The following is a 12,870-nucleotide window of genomic DNA, read 5'->3' on the forward strand; positions in this document are numbered from 1 at the left end:
CATGCCTGCACGCGGCAACGGAGAACGTCCGGAGCCGTCAGCACTTCTCGAGAAGCTCGGGGTCCATCTGGATCCCGAGCTTCTCGTGCTTGCCCTGACCCACCGGTCGTTCGCGCACGAGGCCGGCGGGATCCCCACCAACGAGCGCCTCGAGTTCCTCGGGGACACGGTGCTCGGGCTGGTGGTGACCGAGGCGCTGTACCGGCGCCATCCGGACAAGCCCGAGGGCGAGCTCGCGAAGATGCGGGCGGCGACGGTCTCGCAGCGGTCCCTCGCGGCGGTGGCCCGCCGGCTCGAGCTGGGCCGCTACGTCCTGCTGGGCAAGGGCGAGAAGCGCACCCGCGGGTTCGACAAGGACTCGATCCTGTCCGACACCGTCGAGGCGCTGCTCGGAGCCACCTACCTCTCGCACGGCCTCGAGGTCGCGCGCGAGCTGGTCCTCCGGCTGGTCGACGACACGATGGAGGCGGCGGCCGACCTCGGGGCCGGGCTGGACTGGAAGACCTCCCTGCAGGAGGCGGTCGCCGAGCGCGGGTTCGACGCCCCCGTCTACGAGGTCACCGGTGAGGGCCCCGAGCACGCCCGCCGCTTCTCGGCGCAGGTCACCGCCGGTCCCGTGACGGGGTTCGGCGAGGGCACCGCGAAGAAGCACGCCGAGCAGGCCGCCGCCGCGCAGGCCTACCGCGCCGTGATCGCCCTGCCGCTGCCGGGCCAGGCGCAGGACGCGGGCGCCCGTCCGGGGGAGCAGCCGGCCGGTGCCTGAGCTCCCCGAGGTCGAGACCGTCCGCGACGGCCTCGACCGGCTCGTGACCGGCGCCGTCGTGCGCGACGTCGAGGTGTTCCGGGACTACTCCGTGCGCCGGCACGAGGGCGGGCCGACCGGGTTCGCCGACCAGCTCAGCGGCCGCCGGCTGGCCGGCGCCGCGCGCCGCGGCAAGTACCTCTGGCTCCCGCTGACCGACCCCGCCGCCACGGGCGACCCGGCGTCCGCGCTGCTGGCGCACCTGGGCATGTCCGGCCAGCTCCTCGTGCGCGATCCGGCCGTCGCGGGGGAGTGGGCGCACCCCCACCTGCGGGTCAGGGTCCACCTGGACGAGGCGCCGTCGGGGGCGCACTACCTGGACTTCGTCGACCAGCGCACCTTCGGGCACCTCTCCGTCACCGACCTCGCCCCGACGCCGGACGGCGCACCCGGCGGGCACGGCAGCCCGCTGGCCGCGGTGCCGGAACCCGTGGCGCACATCGGCCGCGACCTGCTCGACCCCGCGCTCGACCGGGACACGCTGGTCGAACGCATCCGCCGGCGTCGGACCGGGATCAAGCGGGCGCTGCTCGACCAGACCGTCGTGTCCGGGGTGGGCAACATCTACGCCGACGAGGCCCTGTGGCGGGCCCGCGTGCACTACGCCCGGGCGACGGACACGATGACGCGCCCCGTCGTGCGGCGCGTGCTCGACGCCGCCACGGAGGTCATGGCCGAGGCGCTGACGCAGGGCGGCACGAGCTTCGACGCCCTGTACGTCAACGTCAACGGCGAGTCCGGCTACTTCTCGCGGTCGCTGGCCGTCTACGGCCGCCTCGGCGAGGCCTGCCCGCGCTGCGGGACGCCCGTGCGCCGGGACGAGTTCATGAACCGGTCGTCGTACACCTGCCCGCGCTGCCAGCCGCGCCCCCGCCACGGCCGCTGGTGACCGCGCAGAATTCCCTCGCGTCCGCCGACGGGCACCCCTAGGGTCGCGACCATGGCGTGTCGACTCAGCGAGCTGGTGCTCGAGTGCAAGGACCCCGAGGCGTTGGCGAGGTTCTGGTGCGAGGTCCTCGACTACGTGGTGCTCGACGAGGACCACGGCGCCCTGGAGATCGGGCCGCGGTCCGGGTTCGGTGGCCCGCAGCCGACGATCATCCTCAGTCCGCACCCGGACCCCGAGCCGGCGAAGCCGCGGCTGCACCTCGACGTCAACCCGACCGACCGTGACCAGGACGCCGAGCTCGAGCGTCTCCTGGCGCTGGGTGCACGCCCGGCCGACGTCGGCCAGACGGGCGACGAGCCGTGGCACGTGCTCGCCGACCCCGAGGGCAACGAGTTCTGCCTGCTGCGTCGGCGGCTCGACCTGCTGCCGGTGGACTCCGCGCCCTAGGCTCGGACCATGACGGTGCACCTCGCGCGTGTGTACACCGAGCCCGGTCCCGACGACGGCCGTCGGGTGCTGGCCGACCGGCTCTGGCCGCGGGGCGTGCGCAAGGGCGACCCACGGGTCGGCGTCTGGCTCCAGGACGTCGCGCCCTCGACCGAGCTGCGTCGCTGGTACTCCCACGACCCGGACCGTGCCGCCGAGTTCCGTGACCGGTACCGGGCCGAGCTGGAGACGCCGGGGCCGGGGGCGGACGCACTCGCCGAGCTGCGCGACATCGCGCGACAGGGAACGGTCACGCTGGTGACCTCCACCCGCGAGGTCGACGGCAGCCACCTGCCGGTGCTGGCCGAGCTGCTCGCCGACGACCCCGGGCGCTGACAGCGGGCGTGGCCCGTCCGCGTCACTACGCTAGAGCGGAACCGCTTCATGGAGGGTGGCTGAGCCCATGTCCCTGACGACCGTGGAGACGGACGACGGCCGGCTGCCGGTCTACCTCGCGCGTCCTGCCGGGAGACCGCCGTGGCCGGGCGTGGTGGTGATCCACGACGCCCTGGGCATGACGAGCGACCTGCGTCGCCAGTGCGAGTGGCTCGCCGACCACGGGTTCCTCGCCGTCGCGCCCGACCTGCTGCACCACGGGCCGCGGCTGTGGTGCGTGGTGTCGGCGATGCGCTCCCTCGTGCGCCGCCGGGGCCGCGGGTTCGACGAGCTCGAGGCGACCCGGTCCTGGCTGGCCGCCCACGAGGACTGCACCGGGCGGGTGGGCGTCATCGGCTTCTGCCTCGGCGGCGGTTTCGCGGTGCTGCTCGCGGGCGGCGGCCGGTACCAGGCGGCGAGCGTCAACTACGGCGGTGTCCCCGAGGACGCGGACGAGCTCCTCGCCGACGCCTGCCCGGTCCTCGGCAGCTACGGGGCGCTGGACCGCAGCCTGGCCGATGCCCCCGCCCGGCTCGAGCGGGCCCTGACCCGCGCCGAGGTCCCGCACCAGGTCACCGTCTACGAGGGTGCCGGGCACTCGTTCCTCAACGACCACCCCCGCGAGGAGATGCCGCTGTGGGCGCTCGTCCCGGGGCGGTTCGTCCGGTCCGGCTACCACGCCGACTCCGCCGACGCCGCGCGCCGGCGCATCGTGGCCTTCTTCGACGAGCACCTCGGGTCGAGCGACGACGGGCACCGCTCGTGACCCGGCACCGGTCGCATCGCCGCGTGCCCTACCGCGCACTCGGCGGAGGCCCTAGGCTCGGACCGCCGTGACCAGCACCGTCGAAGGAGACCGCGTGGACGACGCCCAGATGATCGGCTCGCTGACGACGCTCGCGGGGCCGATGGCGGCGTCGTTCCTCACCGGACGCTACTGGGAGGCCCGAGACCTGCGGGACCCGCGGCAGCACGGGTGGTTCGCGCTCTACCTCGGGGCCGTGCTCGTCCTGCTCGTGGCCGTGCTGGCGACGTCCTCGGTGGAGGACCGGCTGCGCGCGGTCGGGCTGTTCTTCGGCGTGACCATCGTCGCGACCCTCGTCCAGGAGCGCCGGTACCGACGTCAGCAGCGGATGCCCGCCGCTCCCGAGACCGCCGGGTCGTGAGCCTTCCGCCCCGGCGGCCGGTCAGCGCGCGACGACGTTCTCCAGCGCCGCGGCCCCGCCCTCGCGCCACCGCCGCACCTGCGCGGTGACGAACGCGGACGCCTCCTGCGGCCGCCCGCCCGCGACGTGCGGGGTGAGGATCAGGTGCGGGGTGTCCCAGAGCGCGGAGTCGGCGGGCAGCGGCTCGGTCTCGGTGACGTCGAGGGCGGCCCCGGCGATCGATCCCGAGCGCAGCGCCTCGGCCAGGGCCGCCTCGTCGACCGTGGTGCCGCGTCCGGCGTTGACGAACCGGGCGTGGGCCGGCAGCAGCGCGAGGACCGACGCGTCCAGCGCGTGGTGGGTGGCCGCGGTCGCGGGCAGCAGGGAGATCAGCACGTCCGTCGTCGGCAGCAGCTCGGCCAGGCGGTCCTGGCCGACCACCGGACGGCCGTACCGCTCACCGCCCGACGACGCCACGCCCGTGACGTGGGCGCCCAGGGCCTCGAGCAGCGGGGTGAGCCGAGCAGCGATCGACCCGAAGCCCCAGATCACGACGTGCGCGCCGTGCAGCGTGAACGCCTGCTCGTCGCGGGCCTGCTCGCGACCGAGGTCCCGGTCCCACGCGTGCCGGCGCTGCGCCTCCAGCGTGCGGTCGATCCGCCGGACGGAGGCGAGCAGCAGGGCGAGGGTGTGCTCGGCCACGGTCGCGTCGTGCAGGCTGCGCCCGGAGGAGATGACCACCTCGGGGGCGAAGCCGGTGGCGAGCGCCTGGTCGGGGCCCGCGTTGAGGGTCTGCACCCAGCGCAGGTTCGTCAGCCGGCGCGCGGCGTCGTCCATGACCCGCTGCGGGCTCGCCCAGGTGACGATCGCCTCGGCGTCCACGTGCGCGGCGGGGATCTCCTCACGCATGACGTAGCCGACGGCGTCCACCCCCTCGACGTCGACGGTCAGGTCGAAGGGCACGTTGCTCGGCACGAGGATCTTCACGGCGGTGACGTTACCCGCCGTGCCACGATGACCCGCATGGAACCTGCGCCTCCGCCCCGCACCGCCGCCCGCTACGACGTCGTGGTCGTCGGGGGAGGGCACAACGGCCTGACGGCCGCCGCCTACCTCGCCCGGGCCGGCCGGTCGGTGCTGCTGCTCGAACGGCTCGACCACGTCGGCGGGGCGTCCGTCTCGGCCCCGGTGTTCGACGGCGTGGACGCGCGGCTGTCGCGGTACTCCTACCTGGTCTCGCTCATGCCGCGCCAGGTCGTCGACGAGCTCGGGCTGTCGCTGCGTCTGGCCCGGCGCCGCTACTCCTCCTACACGCCCGTGGGCGACCGCGGCCTGCTGGTGGACACCGGGTCCGACGACGCCACCCGGGCCTCGTTCGAGGCGATCGGGGCGGGGCGCGACCACACCCGCTGGCAGGAGCTGTCCGCCGACCTGGAGCGGCTGGCGGGTCGAGTCTTCCCCACGGTCACCGAGCCGCTGCTGTCCGCGGCCGAGGCACGCGCCCGGGTGGGCGACGACGCCCTGTGGCGGGCCGTCGTCGAACAGCCGCTCGGCCGGACGCTGCGCGAGCGGTTCGACGCCGACGTCGTGCGCGGCGTGGCGGCCACGGACGGTCTCATCGGGACCTTCGCCGACCTGGACGAGGCCTCGCTGATCCAGAACCGCTGCTTCCTCTACCACGTGATCGGCGGCGGCACGGGGGACTGGGACGTGCCCGTCGGCGGGATGGGGGCGGTCTCCGGTGCGCTGCGCGACGCGGCGCTCGCCGCCGGGGCGACGATCGTCACCGGTGCCGACGTGACGGCGGTCGACCCCGGGCCGACCGGCGGGGACGCCGAGGTCGCGTGGACCGCGGACGGCGGGCGGACCCGCGGGGTGCGGGCCGGGGCGGTCGTCAGCGGGGCGGCCCCCAGCGTGCTGGACGCGCTGCTCGACGCCGCCGGCGCGACGCCGTCGGGCCGGGCCACGGCCGCGGCGCCCGAGGGTGCCCAGCTCAAGGTCAACATGCTGCTGCGTCGGCTGCCGCGGCTGCGCGAGGACGTCGACCCGGTCGCCGCGTTCAGCGGGACCTTCCACGTGCACGAGTCCTTCGACGAGCTGCAGACCGCCCACGCCCAGGCCGCGGCCGGCCGGATCCCCGAGACGCCGCCGTGCGAGATCTACTGCCACTCCCTGACGGACGACACGATCCTGGGTCCCGACCTGCGGGCCGCCGGGGCGCAGACGCTGACGCTGTTCGGGCTGCACATGCCCGCCCGGCTGTTCCGGGAGGACCACGACACCGCCCGCGAGGCGGCGCTCGCGGCCACCCTGCGTTCCCTGGACTCCGTGCTGGCCGAGCCGATCGAGGACGTGCTGTGGCGGGGCCCGGACGGCGAGCCCTGCCTCGAGGCGCGCACGCCGGTGGACCTGGAGCGCAGCGTCGGGCTGCCCGGCGGGCACATCTTCCACCGTGACCTGTCGTGGCCGTGGGCGGACGAGGACACCGACCCCGAGGGACTCGACGCCCCGGGGACCTGGGGCGTGGAGACGCTGCACCCCCAGGTCCTGCTCGCCGGGGCCGGTGCGCGCCGCGGCGGGGGAGTGAGCGGCATCCCGGGCCGGGCGGCCGCCATGGCGCTGCTCGACTGAGGCGTGACTAGGCGCACCCCGAGAGCAGGGCGCCCGCGTACGGCACGTGGACGGCCAGGGCCACGGCGGCGAGCACCCCGAGGTGCGCCCCGACGGCGACGGCCGGCCAGGTGCCGGCGGACGCCGTCCCGGGAGCGACGAGGTGCCGGATCCGGTCCGGTCCGCCGGCGTGCAGGGCACCGACGGCGACCGGGGCACGGTCAGGGGCGTCGCCGAGCGTGAGCAGCGCCCCGGCGAGCGCGGTCGTGCCGACGCGGTGCCGGGCGACGTCGTCGGCGGCGATCTCCAGGTAGGTGGGCACGGCGTCCGCGACGGCGGCCACCACGGGGATCCAGCGCAGGTGGGTCGCCAGGGCCTCGACGACCGCCGCCACGAGGTGGTGGCGCTGGCGCAGGTGGGCGTCCTCGTGGGCGAGGACGGCGGCGAGCCCTGTGTCGTCGAGGGCCTCGAGGGCACCGGTCGTCACCACGACGCCGCCGTGCCGGGCCGGCAGGGCGAACGCGGCCGCCGCGTCGTCGGGCACGACCAGCACCCGGTGCCCGCCGACGACCCGCGGCGCACCGGTGGACCGCAGGACGGCGGCCGTCCGGGCGGTCTCGCGTCGGCGCCGCAGCAGGTCGCGCCCGAGCACGGTGGCCAGCACCCCGGCGACGACGGCGGGCACCGCCAGCAGCAGCACCACGGGCACGGCGGTGTCGAGCGGGGTGCCGGCGAACGGGTCGGCCGCGGCCAGGCACCGCCGGCACACGTCACCCGCCGCCCCGGGCAGCACGGCGGGACCGGAGAGGGTCCAGGCGAGCATCGGACCGACGGCGAGCACGGCGGCCAGCCAGAGCAGGACGCCGCCGGTGAGCACGACGGCCGCGGTCAGCGGTGCCCGGACCAGGGCCGGCGCGGCACGGCGGACGAGCCACGGACCGCTCAGCGCCGCGAGGACGATGCCCAGGCCGGCGAGGGCGGCGACGGCGGTCGTCATGCGGACCCCGTCGCGTCCTGCCCCGCGAGGTAGTCGCGCAGCAGGGCGCGGTCGCTCTCGGGCATGGCCTCGACGAAGTGCAGGATCGAGGCCGCGCGGTCGCCGCTGCTCGCCAGTGCGTGCTCCATGATCTCGGCGGCGTGCTCGGACCGGCTGGAGGCCGGCAGGTAGCGGGCGCTGCGGCCCTCGCGCACGTGCTCCACGAAGCCCTTGCGCTCGAGGTTGCCGAGCACCGTGGCGATGGTCGTGTAGGCGGGGCGGCCGCCGAGCCGGTCGATGACGTGCCGGACGGTGCAGCCGCCGCAGTCCCACAGGACGTCCATGACCTGGGCCTCGAGGGTGCCCAGGCGGGCCGGTTCGTCGTGCTCGCGCGCCGTCATCGAGCAGCCCCCTCGGGCGTGGGTGCCGGCGCCGCCGGGGGTGCCGGGCAGGCCACCTGGCCGCGCAGCCGCCACACGAGCGCGACGGCGGTGAGCGCGAGAGCGGCCAGGCCGAGGAACGGCTGGACCGGGGCGAACCAGGTGATCGCACCGCTGTAGCCGAGGGCCAGCAGGGCGAGCTTGTTGCACACGGGGCAGCCGACGGCGAACCAGGCCAGCACGCCGCCGGCCATGCCGAGCCGGCTGGACCGGGCCTCGTCCGGGTCCGGCGCCGCCGAGCGGACGTAGGTGGCCACGAGCATCCCGGACAGCGCCGAGGTGAGGATCCACACGGGGTAGTTCCACCACACCGGGGGGATCTCCCGGGAGAAGACGGGGTTGGGGATCAGCACGGTCGCCCACCCGATGAGCAGGCCGACGGCGAGCGCCGCCCCGACGGCGACGACGCGCTGACGTGGCGTCCAGGTGCGCAGGCCGAGCAGCGCGAGGCCGGCGGTGTCGCGCCAGGAGGCGCGGGTCGGTGTCACGGGAGTCACGGTGCCATGATGACCCATCGTCGACTATGGTGCATAGTCGACTACGCAAGATAGTAAGCCGACCTCCCGGAGGAACCCGTGGCCGACCCCCGTACCCCGACCGCGTCCCGGCCGTGGGTCCTGCCCGCCGTCGTCGTCACCGTGCTGACCCTGGTGCTGGCGGCGGCCGTGCTCTGGTCGTCCGGCGACGACGCACCGGCCGGCCCGGCAGCGGCCCCCGGTGCGGCGACCGCCCCCGGGCAGGGTGACGCCCCGACCGACGTGCAGGGGCCCGCCGAGCTCGACCCCGCCGCCGTCGAGCGTCGCGACCCCGAGGACCCGCTCGCCGCGGGCCCGGTCGACGCCCCCGTCGTGCTCGTCGTCTTCTCCGACTACCAGTGCCCGTTCTGCGCGCAGTGGAGCCACGAGACGCTGCCGGAGATGATGCAGCACGCCGAGGACGGCGACCTGCGCATCGAGTACCGGGACGTCAACGTCTTCGGCGAGGCCTCCGAGCGTGCGGCGCGTGCCGCCTACGCCGCCGGGCTCCAGGACGAGTTCTGGGCCTACCACGACGCCCTCTACCCCGAGGGGGAGAAGCGGTCCGAGGCCGAGCTGTCCGAGCAGGCGCTGACCGACCTGGCCGCCGAGCTGGGCCTGGACGTCGAGCGGTTCACCGCCGACATGGCCTCGTCCGAGACGGCCGGGGCCGTCGCCGCCAACGAGAAGCTCGGCCTCGACCTCGGCGCCTACTCCACACCCGCCTTCCTGCTCGGCGGCCGGCCACTCGTGGGGGCGCAGCCGACGCAGGTCTTCCGTGACGCCTACGACGCGGCGCTCGCCGCGAGCGCGGACTGAGCGATGGAGGTCGGCCTCCTCACCGCGTTCCTCGGTGGTGCGCTCGCGCTCCTCAGCCCCTGCGGTGCGCTGCTGCTGCCCGCGTTCTTCGCCTCCACCGTCGGCGCCGGCCCCCGTCTGTGGGCGCACGGCGGGGTGTTCCTCACCGGACTGCTCGTCGTGCTGGTCCCGCTCGGTGTCGGCGCGGGCGCGCTCGGCACCCTGTTCGTCACCCGCCGCGACCTGGTCGTCGCCGTCGCCGCCGTGCTGCTCGTCGTGCTCGGCGTCGTGCAGCTCCTCGGCCTCGGCGTCGACCTCGCCCGCGTGGTGCCCGGGGTCCGGGCCGTGCAGCGGTCGTCGGCCACCCGCACCGGGTGGGCCAAGACGTTCCTGCTCGGCGCGGCCGGAGGCGTCGCCGGGTTCTGCGCCGGCCCGATCCTCGGTGCCGTGCTGACCCTCGCCGCCGCCCAGGGCGACGTCGTCGGCGCCGGGCTGCTGCTGGCCGTCTACGGCGTCGGCATGGTCCTGCCGCTGCTCGTCCTGGCCACGCTCTGGGGGCGGCTGGACGACCGCCGTCGTGCGGCGCTGCGGGGGCGGACGGTCACCGTGCTGGGGCGTGAGCTGCACACCACCTCGATCGTCACCGGCCTGCTGCTCGTCGCGGCCGGCGTCCTGTTCTGGGCCACCAACGGCCTGGTCGGGATGCCGGAGCTGGTGCCCGTGAGCACCCAGGCGTGGCTGCAGGGCCAGGGCGCCCTGCTGGCGAACCCCGTCCTCGACGTCGGGCTGCTGCTGGCCGTCGCCGCCGTCGTGGTCGTCGTCTGGACCCGCCACCGGGCGCGCCGCGAGCGTGCCGCCGCCGCCGAGACCGAGGAGGCCTCCCGATGACGCGGACCCGCCGGACCGGCCCGCCGGCCCTCGTGCTGACGGGCGCCCTGCTGCTGGCCGGGTGCGCGGACCAGCCCGGACCGCCCCCGGTCGAGATCGACCGCACGCCGACCAGCGCCGTCGAGGCGCCGGCCGAGGTCGACCCGGACGGCCTGCGCCTGCCGCTGCAGGTCGACACCGTGCGGATCGTCGACCCCGGGTGGGACGCCGTCCCGCAGTCGGCCGACGGCATCACCCTGGGCGTCGGCGAACGGGACGGACTGCTGCGGTTCACCGCCGTGGCCGCCGACGGCGAGGCGTTGTGGAGCGCGGACCGGCCCGTCAGCCGTACCGGCTACGCCGTGACCACCACCCCCGGCGGCCGGGCGCTCGCGGTGCTGACTGACAGTCCCGCAGCCGACGAGAGCGAGGCCGGGGTCGCGACCAGCGCCACGGCCTACGACCTGAGCACCGGCGAGCAGGTCTGGGGACCCGTCGACGTCCCCGGACCGCTGGTCGGCCCCGGGCTGGTGTTCAGCGCGGAGCCGACGGAGCCGATGGGCACCGGCGACGCACGCGTGGTGCTCGACGCCGGCACGGGGCAGGTGCTCGGGCAGGACGACGGTGCCACGGTGCTGGGGGAGTACCGGGGCACCGTCGTGACCCGGCAGGGTGACGACCTCGTCGCCACCGACACGGCCGGTGCCGAGAGCTGGCGCCTGGACGCGGCCGCGCAGGGCTGGGACCCGGAGGCGCTCGTGGCGGCCACCGAGCCGGCACCCGGTCCCGGCGTCGTGCGGGTGCGCACCGACGACGCGTCCGAGGCACTGGTCGACCTCGCCGACGGGACCGTCCTGGCCGACGGGTTCACCGACGTCGGCGTCGACCCCACGACGGGCACCGTGATCACCGTGGACGTCGACGAGGTGCGGGGCCTGGACGCCGAGGGGGCCGAGCTGTGGACGTCCTCCTCCGGGCAGGAGACGGCCGTCGAGGGAGTCAGCGGGGCGCTCGTGTACCTGCGGGTGGGGGACTCCCTGCGCGCGCACAACGTCGTCACCGGGAACGTCGCCGAGGCCTACGACCCCGAGGGCACCGGGGACCTGGTGGTCCCCGTCCTCGTCACCGAGGACGGCAGCATCGCCCTGTCCGACTACGAGCACCACTACCTGGCCACCACCGACACGACGCCGCCCCCGGCGCCGTAGCCGGGGGCGGTCGCGCCGCGGCTCAGCGGATCTCGACCCGGTGCAGCCGGCGCAGGCCCAGGACCAGGGGCAGGGCGATCCACAGCAGCGCCCCGGTGCCGACCTGCGCCCACTGCTCCCCGGTGATCCCGGGCAGGGTCAGGAAGCTCAGGGACCAGCTCAGGTCGACCCAGGCGCCGTGCTCGGCCCACCAGCCGGAGACCCCCGCCACCACGGAGGAGACCATCGGCACGACGAAGAGGAACCCCAGGCAGGCCACCATCGCCGGCGCGGTGCTCCGGAGCGCCACGGCGGTCGTGAACCCGAACGCGACGGCTGCCGCGTAGGCCAGCACGGAGCGCAGGGTCAGGGTCGTCGACAGGTCCCAGACGGCGTCGAGCCCGCGGGCCTGGGCGGCCACCACCGTGGCGACGGCGCTGAGCAGGACCACCGACGCGGCCGCGGCGAGCGTGACCAGCAGCAGGGCGACGGCCTTCGCGGCCATCACCCGTCCCCGGCGGGGGAGCAGCGCGAAGGTCGTCAGGGCCGAGCGCTGGCTCCACTCCCCGGCCACGGACAGCACGGCGACCAGCGGCAGCAGCAGCTCCAGCGGCATGAGGCTGGTCGCCGTGTACGCGCCGAACGTCACCTCGGTGTCCGGGCCCCAGACCGCCAGGGCGACGGCCGTGAGCAGCGTGAGCAGCGGGACGGCGGCGAGCAGCCACCGGCTCGCCCGGGTGTCGACGAGCTTGCGCAGCTCGACGTCCACGAGCCGGGTCAGGGGGACCGGTCGGCGTGCCGCCGGTGCGAGGGGCGGGACAGCGTCCGGGGCGAGGGTGGTCATGCGAGGGCTCCGCTCGGGATCGGGACGGCACCGACGGACGGGCGGTCACGCCGGTCGTCGGCGGTCAGGTCGAGGAACATCTCCTCCAGCGCGGTGCCGTCGGCGCACCGCAGCTCGGTGACGGGCAGGCCGGCGGCGAAGGCCACCAGCCCGGCGTCCACGGTCCCGGCGTCGGTGACGACGGCGCCGTCGGCACCGGCCGTGGCACGGTAGCCCGCCGACGTCAGGGCCGCCGACAGCGCGGCCGCGTCGTGCGCCCGGACCAGGGTCCCCGCCCCGTCCAGCAGCTCGGCCGTCGAGCCGGCGGCCACCACGCGGCCGTGGCCGATGACGACGATGTCGTCGGCGATCGCCTCGATCTCTGCCAGCAGGTGGCTGGAGAGCAGCACGGTGCCGCCGTCGTCGGCGAACGACCGCAGCAGGTCGCGCATCCAGCGGATGCCGGCGGGGTCCAGCCCGTTCGCCGGCTCGTCGAGGATCAGCACGCGCGGGTCGCCGAGCAGCGCCGTGGCGATGCCCAGGCGCTGACGCATGCCGAGGGAGTAGTCGCGCACGCGCCGCCGCGACTCGGTGCGGGTCAGGCCGACGAGATCGAGCATCGCGTCGACCTGAGCCTCGGGCAGGCCCATCGTGCGCTGGGCGAGCACGAGGGTCTCGCGCCCGGTGCGTCCGCCGTGCTGGGCCGAGGCGTCCAGCAGCACCCCGACGTCCAGGCCGGGGTTGGGCAGGTCCGCGTACCGGCGGCCGAGCACCGTCGCCGTCCCCGAGGTCGGGGTGGCCAGTCCGGTGAGGATCCGCAGGGTGGTGGACTTCCCGGCGCCGTTCGGGCCGAGGAAGCCGGTGACGCGTCCGGGGGACGCGGTGAAGGTGAGGTCGTCGACGGCCGTGAGGTCCCCGTACCGTCGGGTGAGGGATGCGATCCTGATCATGTCTCGG

Annotated in this window: 16 protein-coding genes; 10 read left to right on the plus strand and 6 right to left on the minus strand. The window is 75.6% G+C overall.

Going from position 1 to position 12,870, the window contains the following annotated elements:
* The first annotated feature begins 1 nt into the window (after nt 1).
* From rnc to Q6347_RS06075, 6 genes are all read left to right on the plus strand, one after another.
* The gene (rnc, locus tag Q6347_RS06050; protein ID WP_304604375.1) at nt 2-763 is read left to right on the plus strand and encodes a ribonuclease III; all 762 of its coding nucleotides are present in this window, start codon (nt 2-4) and stop codon (nt 761-763) included.
* Nucleotides 756-1,691 carry a bifunctional DNA-formamidopyrimidine glycosylase/DNA-(apurinic or apyrimidinic site) lyase gene (mutM, locus tag Q6347_RS06055; RefSeq protein ID WP_304604374.1) on the plus strand — a complete coding sequence of 312 codons (936 nt, stop codon included), beginning with the start codon at nt 756-758 and terminating at the stop codon, nt 1,689-1,691. The genes rnc and mutM overlap by 8 nt, the downstream gene beginning before the upstream one ends.
* 51 nt (nt 1,692-1,742) lie before the next feature.
* Nucleotides 1,743-2,138 (plus strand): VOC family protein, encoded by a 396-nt coding sequence (locus Q6347_RS06060; RefSeq protein ID WP_304604373.1) that lies wholly within the window; start codon nt 1,743-1,745, stop codon nt 2,136-2,138.
* 9 nt (nt 2,139-2,147) lie between these two features.
* Nucleotides 2,148-2,513, plus strand: coding sequence for a DUF488 domain-containing protein (locus tag Q6347_RS06065; RefSeq protein WP_304604372.1), 366 nt, complete (start codon nt 2,148-2,150; stop codon nt 2,511-2,513).
* 67 nt (nt 2,514-2,580) lie between these two features.
* The gene (locus tag Q6347_RS06070; RefSeq protein ID WP_304604371.1) at nt 2,581-3,318 is read left to right on the plus strand and encodes a dienelactone hydrolase family protein; all 738 of its coding nucleotides are present in this window, start codon (nt 2,581-2,583) and stop codon (nt 3,316-3,318) included.
* 67 nt (nt 3,319-3,385) lie between these two features.
* Complete coding sequence (locus tag Q6347_RS06075; RefSeq protein ID WP_304604370.1) at nt 3,386-3,718, plus strand: hypothetical protein; 333 nt, start codon at nt 3,386-3,388, stop codon at nt 3,716-3,718.
* A 21-nt stretch (nt 3,719-3,739) separates the two neighbouring features.
* On the opposite strand, the gene Q6347_RS06080 is transcribed toward Q6347_RS06075, so the two are convergent.
* Complete coding sequence (locus Q6347_RS06080) at nt 3,740-4,684, minus strand: NAD(P)-dependent oxidoreductase (protein ID WP_304604369.1); 945 nt, start codon at nt 4,682-4,684, stop codon at nt 3,740-3,742.
* A gap of 36 nt (nt 4,685-4,720) precedes the next feature.
* On the opposite strand from Q6347_RS06080, the gene Q6347_RS06085 reads away from it, so the two are divergent.
* Nucleotides 4,721-6,328, plus strand: a complete 1,608-nt coding sequence (locus Q6347_RS06085) for an NAD(P)/FAD-dependent oxidoreductase (protein ID WP_304604368.1) — start codon at nt 4,721-4,723, stop codon at nt 6,326-6,328.
* Nucleotides 6,329-6,335: 7 nt separating this feature from the next.
* Here Q6347_RS06085 and Q6347_RS06090 read toward each other — a convergent pair whose 3' ends face one another.
* Genes Q6347_RS06090 through Q6347_RS06100 form a run of 3 tightly spaced genes read right to left on the minus strand, consistent with a single transcriptional unit; the run spans nt 6,336 to nt 8,220 of the window.
* Nucleotides 6,336-7,304, minus strand: coding sequence for a M56 family metallopeptidase (locus Q6347_RS06090; RefSeq protein WP_304606928.1), 969 nt, complete (start codon nt 7,302-7,304; stop codon nt 6,336-6,338).
* Nucleotides 7,301-7,684 (minus strand): BlaI/MecI/CopY family transcriptional regulator, encoded by a 384-nt coding sequence (locus Q6347_RS06095; protein WP_171247202.1) that lies wholly within the window; start codon nt 7,682-7,684, stop codon nt 7,301-7,303. Before Q6347_RS06095 ends, Q6347_RS06090 begins: the two co-directional genes overlap by 4 nt.
* Nucleotides 7,681-8,220 (minus strand): hypothetical protein, encoded by a 540-nt coding sequence (locus tag Q6347_RS06100; protein WP_369810813.1) that lies wholly within the window; start codon nt 8,218-8,220, stop codon nt 7,681-7,683. Before Q6347_RS06100 ends, Q6347_RS06095 begins: the two co-directional genes overlap by 4 nt.
* A gap of 78 nt (nt 8,221-8,298) precedes the next feature.
* Between Q6347_RS06100 and Q6347_RS06105 the strand changes: the two genes are divergently transcribed.
* Genes Q6347_RS06105 through Q6347_RS06115 form a run of 3 tightly spaced genes read left to right on the plus strand, consistent with a single transcriptional unit; the run spans nt 8,299 to nt 11,111 of the window.
* Nucleotides 8,299-9,057 (plus strand): thioredoxin domain-containing protein, encoded by a 759-nt coding sequence (locus tag Q6347_RS06105; RefSeq protein WP_304604366.1) that lies wholly within the window; start codon nt 8,299-8,301, stop codon nt 9,055-9,057.
* Nucleotides 9,058-9,060: 3 nt separating this feature from the next.
* A complete protein-coding gene (locus tag Q6347_RS06110; protein WP_304606929.1) occupies nt 9,061-9,924 on the plus strand; it encodes a cytochrome c biogenesis CcdA family protein in 864 nt (287 codons plus the stop codon).
* Nucleotides 9,921-11,111, plus strand: coding sequence for a hypothetical protein (locus Q6347_RS06115; RefSeq protein ID WP_304606930.1), 1,191 nt, complete (start codon nt 9,921-9,923; stop codon nt 11,109-11,111). Before Q6347_RS06110 ends, Q6347_RS06115 begins: the two co-directional genes overlap by 4 nt.
* A gap of 22 nt (nt 11,112-11,133) precedes the next feature.
* Here the strand turns inward: Q6347_RS06115 and Q6347_RS06120 are convergent, their stop codons facing one another.
* Nucleotides 11,134-11,934 (minus strand): hypothetical protein, encoded by an 801-nt coding sequence (locus tag Q6347_RS06120; protein WP_304606931.1) that lies wholly within the window; start codon nt 11,932-11,934, stop codon nt 11,134-11,136.
* Nucleotides 11,931-12,863: an ABC transporter ATP-binding protein gene (locus Q6347_RS06125; RefSeq protein ID WP_304604362.1), complete on the minus strand. Its 933-nt coding sequence runs from the start codon at nt 12,861-12,863 to the stop codon at nt 11,931-11,933. The genes Q6347_RS06120 and Q6347_RS06125 overlap by 4 nt, the downstream gene beginning before the upstream one ends.
* Between the last annotated feature and the right edge of the window lie 7 nt (nt 12,864-12,870).

The organism is Isoptericola sp. b408 (genome assembly GCF_030588085.1).
GTDB classification, from domain to species: domain Bacteria; phylum Actinomycetota; class Actinomycetes; order Actinomycetales; family Cellulomonadaceae; genus Isoptericola; species Isoptericola sediminis.

What these genes read in the sequence shown, in the direction of transcription:
- rnc (WP_304604375.1), top strand. Translation starts at nt 2, where the DNA reads ATGCCTGCACGCGGCAACGGAGAACGTCCGGAGCCGTCAGCACTTCTC.
- Q6347_RS06060 (WP_304604373.1), top strand. Translation starts at nt 1,743, where the DNA reads ATGGCGTGTCGACTCAGCGAGCTGGTGCTCGAGTGCAAGGACCCCGAG.
- Q6347_RS06065 (WP_304604372.1), top strand. Translation starts at nt 2,148, where the DNA reads ATGACGGTGCACCTCGCGCGTGTGTACACCGAGCCCGGTCCCGACGAC.
- Q6347_RS06070 (WP_304604371.1), top strand. Translation starts at nt 2,581, where the DNA reads ATGTCCCTGACGACCGTGGAGACGGACGACGGCCGGCTGCCGGTCTAC.
- Q6347_RS06085 (WP_304604368.1), top strand. Translation starts at nt 4,721, where the DNA reads ATGGAACCTGCGCCTCCGCCCCGCACCGCCGCCCGCTACGACGTCGTG.
- Q6347_RS06090 (WP_304606928.1), bottom strand. Translation starts at nt 7,304, where the DNA reads ATGACGACCGCCGTCGCCGCCCTCGCCGGCCTGGGCATCGTCCTCGCG.
- Q6347_RS06095 (WP_171247202.1), bottom strand. Translation starts at nt 7,684, where the DNA reads ATGACGGCGCGCGAGCACGACGAACCGGCCCGCCTGGGCACCCTCGAG.
- Q6347_RS06110 (WP_304606929.1), top strand. Translation starts at nt 9,061, where the DNA reads ATGGAGGTCGGCCTCCTCACCGCGTTCCTCGGTGGTGCGCTCGCGCTC.
- Q6347_RS06115 (WP_304606930.1), top strand. Translation starts at nt 9,921, where the DNA reads ATGACGCGGACCCGCCGGACCGGCCCGCCGGCCCTCGTGCTGACGGGC.
- Q6347_RS06120 (WP_304606931.1), bottom strand. Translation starts at nt 11,934, where the DNA reads ATGACCACCCTCGCCCCGGACGCTGTCCCGCCCCTCGCACCGGCGGCA.
- Q6347_RS06125 (WP_304604362.1), bottom strand. Translation starts at nt 12,863, where the DNA reads ATGATCAGGATCGCATCCCTCACCCGACGGTACGGGGACCTCACGGCC.